Source organism: Microbacterium paulum (assembly GCF_015707995.1).
In the GTDB taxonomy this organism is placed as follows: domain Bacteria; phylum Actinomycetota; class Actinomycetes; order Actinomycetales; family Microbacteriaceae; genus Microbacterium; species Microbacterium paulum.
Genome location: NZ_JAAGRY010000111.1, coordinates 1 through 3,744, shown reverse-complemented (window position 1 = coordinate 3,744; position 3,744 = coordinate 1). Strand labels below are relative to the sequence as shown.

Here is a 3,744-nt window from a genome sequence, read left to right as displayed (position 1 = left end):
GAGCGGCGCTGCTCGCGGCCGTCGCCTCCGGCTCGATCGGGCCCGGACGGCTGGCCGAGGTCGGTCCGGCGCCGGGACCCGTCGCGCTCGCCGTGGGACTGGAGCTGCTCGTCGGCGCCGCGATCGCCCTGTTCGGCCCGACGCGCACGGCGGGCGACGGGCGAGACCACGCCTCGTATTCGGGACACGCGGGCGCGACCATGGGTCGCGCGACGGCGGCCGACGCGAGGAACGGCCGGTCGGCGCGCCCGGCGGCGGTGCTGCCGCACTGGGTGTCCGACGTCTCCGGCGACGGCGACACCGAGCAGTTCGCCCCGTCCGACCTCGACCCGCTCGCCTCGCTCGGCGGTCCCGAGAGGCCCGGCGACGAGCGCGCCGGCGGCACGGACGACGCTCGCGGAGACGCCGGCGCACCCGACGCCGACGAGGGCGAGCAACCTCGCGACTGACCCGGCGGGCGCCGCGACCGCACGCCGGTAGACTGGCCGCGTGCTCACGGTCGCCGTCCTCATCTCGGGCACGGGATCGAACCTGCGTGCCCTGCTCGAAGCCGCAGCGGAGCCCGGATTCCCCGCACGGATCGTCGTCGTCGGCGCCGACCGGCAGGCCGACGGCTTCGCCCACGCAGAGGCGTTCGGCGTGCCGACCGTGCTCGTGCCCTTCCGCGAGTTCGAGACCCGCGAAGAGTGGGGCGACGAGCTGCGCCGGCAGATCGACGTGTGGACGCCCGACCTCGTCGTACTCAGCGGACTCATGCGCCTGCTGCCGGCGGAGCTCGTGGATGCCTGGGCCCCCGCGCTCATCAACACGCACCCCGCGTACCTGCCCGAGTTCCCCGGCGCGCACGGCGTGCGCGACGCGCTCGGGGCGGGCATCGCAGAGACCGGCGCGAGCGTCATCGTCGTCGACAGCGGCGTCGACTCGGGCCCGATCCTCGCCCAGGAGCGCGTGCCGGTGCTCCCCGGCGACACCGAGCACACCCTGCACGAGCGCATCAAACCGGTCGAGCGGCGCCTGCTCATCGAGACGGTCCGCGCCATCGCGACCGGAGAGATCGACCTCGCCGCGTACCGCACCGACGCCGGAGCCGCCGCCGCGGCATCCGACCCCCTCATCCCCTGACCACCTCACGCATCGCGCACCCGAGCACTGGAGTTCCGCATGGCCGGCCCCACCATCGATCCCGCCCTCTACCGCGACCGCGACCTCGTGCCGATCCGGCGCGCGCTGATCTCGGTCAGCGACAAGACCGACGTGCTGCCGCTCGCGCAGGCGCTCGCCGCCGCGGGCGTCGAGCTCGTCTCGACCGGCGGATCGGCGGCGCTCCTGCGCGACGCCGGGCTCGAGGTGAAGGACGTCGCCCAGGTCACCGGGTTCCCCGAGTCGCTCGGCGGGCGCGTCAAAACGCTGCACCCGAGCGTGCACGCGGGCCTGCTCGCCGACCTGCGACTCGAAGACCACGAGACGCAGCTCGCCGAGCTCGGCATCCTGCCCTTCGAGCTCGTCGTCGTGAACCTCTACCCGTTCGTCGAGACCGTCGCCTCCGGGGCGACCGGCGACGCCGTCGTCGAGCAGATCGATATCGGCGGACCCGCCATGGTGCGCGCGTCGGCGAAGAACTTCGCGAACGTCGCCATCGTCGTCTCGCCCGAGTCGTACCCCGCGATCATCGACGCGCTCGCGACCGGCGGCACGACCCTCGCGCAGCGCCGCGACCTCGCCGCCCGCGCGTTCGTGCACACCGCCACCTACGACCGGCACGTCGCGATGTGGTTCGCCGAGGAGAGCCTCGCCGACGAGGGCGACCTGCCGCAGCACCTGACGATCAAGGCCGAGCGGCTCGAGACGCTCCGCTACGGCGAGAACTCGCACCAGCGCGCCGCGATCTACACGCGTGTGGGCGGTCACGGCATCGCCCAGGCGACGCAGCTGCAGGGCAAGGAGATGAGTTACAACAACTATGTCGATGCCGACGCGGCGCTCCGCGCGGCGTTCGACATGGTCAAGCCCGCCGTCGCGATCATCAAGCACGCGAACCCCTGCGGCATCGCGGTCGCCGCCCCCAACGCGCTCGACCCGATCGCCTCGGCGCACCTGCGCGCGCACGAGTGCGACCCGGTGTCGGCGTTCGGCGGCGTGATCGCCGCGAACCGCACCGTGACCCTCAAGATGGCCGAGAACCTGCGCGACATCTTCACCGAGGTGATCGTCGCGCCCGACTTCGAGCCCGAGGCGCTCGAGGTCTTCAAGCTGAAGAAGAACCTGCGCGTGCTGCGCCTGCCCGACAGCTGGCAGCAGGAGCCGATGGACGTGCGCCTCGTCTCGGGCGGACTGCTGCTGCAGGACGCCGACCGGTTCCCCGCCGAGGTCGAATCGCTCGTCGACGTCTGGCAGCTCGTCACCGGTGAGATGCCCGGCGACGACGAGAAGGGCAACCTCGCCTTCGCGTGGAAGGCGTGCCGCGCCGTCAAGTCGAACGCGATCGTGCTGGCCCAGGCATCCGCGACCGTCGGGATCGGCATGGGTCAGGTCAACCGCGTCGACTCGTGCCGCCTCGCCGTCGAGCGGGCGGGCGAGCGCGCCGCGGGGTCGGTCGCGGCATCCGATGCGTTCTTCCCGTTCGCCGACGGGCCGCAGGTGCTGATCGACGCGGGCATCCGTACGATCGTGCAGCCGGGCGGGTCGGTACGCGACCAGGAGGTCATCGACGCGGCGCGCGCCGCCGGCGTGACGATGTTCTTCACCGGCGAGCGGCACTTCTTCCACTGAGCGCGCCCCGCGCTCGCGAATCACCACAGCTTTCGCGAATCACCCCTGCTTCCACGCCGAAGCGGGGGTGATTCGGCGAAACGCTGGTGATTCGGCGGTGCGGGGGCGGTGCAGCGGGGGAGAAGCGGGGTGGATGCCGGTGTCACCGCCGTGTCCGAAAACCGCGAGCGGTAGGCGCGGGCGCGTGTCAGGCTGGAGTCATGTCCGCGGCATCCCTGACCTTCGACGAGCGTTATCGGGCGATCGATGCCCGTGACGCGCGCTTCGACGGGCAGTTCGTCACGGCGGTGCGCTCGACGGGCATCTACTGCCGACCGAGCTGCCCAGCGCGCACCCCCAAACCGGCGAACGTCACGTTCTACCCGACATCGGCCGCCGCGCACGAGGCCGGCTACCGCGCCTGCAAGCGGTGCCTGCCCGAAGCCACGCCCGGATCGCCCGAGTGGAACCTGCGCGGCGACGTCGCCGGCCGCGCGATGCGCCTCATCGCCGACGGCGTCGTCGAACACGAGGGCGTGCCCGGGCTCGCCGCACGGCTCGGCTACTCGCCCCGCCACCTCACGCGGCTGCTCACCGCCGAGCTCGGTGCGGGCCCCCTCGCGCTCGCCCGCGCGCAGCGCGCCCACACGGCGCGCATGCTGCTCGTCGAGACCGACCTGGCGGCCGCCGACATCGCCTTCTCGGCGGGGTTCGCGAGTGTGCGGCAGTTCAACGACACTGTGCGCGAGGTGTTCGGCCTGACTCCGCTCGAGCTGCGCTCGCGGCGCCCCGCGGCGGGGCGGGCACACGCCGCCGCCGCGTCCGCCGCCGCCGCGATCGAGCTCGTGCTGCCGGTGCGCGAACCGTTCGACGCCGAAGGGCTGTTCGCCTGGATGGCCGCGCGCGCCGTCGCAGGCGTCGAGACCGCGACCTCCGACTCGTTCGCGCGCACGCTGCGCCTAACGGGCGGCCCGGCGTGGTTCGCGCTGCGCGCCG

4 protein-coding genes are annotated in these 3,744 nt (G+C 73.2%); all 4 read left to right on the top strand.

What is annotated here, in order from left to right; genetic code table 11:
• A partial coding sequence (locus tag G3N18_RS15580) for a cell division protein PerM (protein ID WP_230404242.1) occupies positions 1 to 449 on the top strand: 449 nt, incomplete at its 5' end.
• Positions 450 to 489: 40 nt separating this feature from the next.
• Positions 490 to 1,122 (top strand): phosphoribosylglycinamide formyltransferase, encoded by a 633-nt coding sequence (gene purN / locus G3N18_RS15575; RefSeq protein ID WP_141378846.1) that lies wholly within the window; start codon positions 490 to 492, stop codon positions 1,120 to 1,122.
• A gap of 39 nt (positions 1,123 to 1,161) precedes the next feature.
• Complete coding sequence (purH, locus tag G3N18_RS15570; protein ID WP_196385159.1) at positions 1,162 to 2,769, top strand: bifunctional phosphoribosylaminoimidazolecarboxamide formyltransferase/IMP cyclohydrolase; 1,608 nt, start codon at positions 1,162 to 1,164, stop codon at positions 2,767 to 2,769.
• Positions 2,770 to 2,969: 200 nt separating this feature from the next.
• The coding region (locus G3N18_RS15565; protein ID WP_196385158.1) for a DNA-3-methyladenine glycosylase 2 family protein at positions 2,970 to 3,744 on the top strand (775 nt) is incomplete at its 3' end.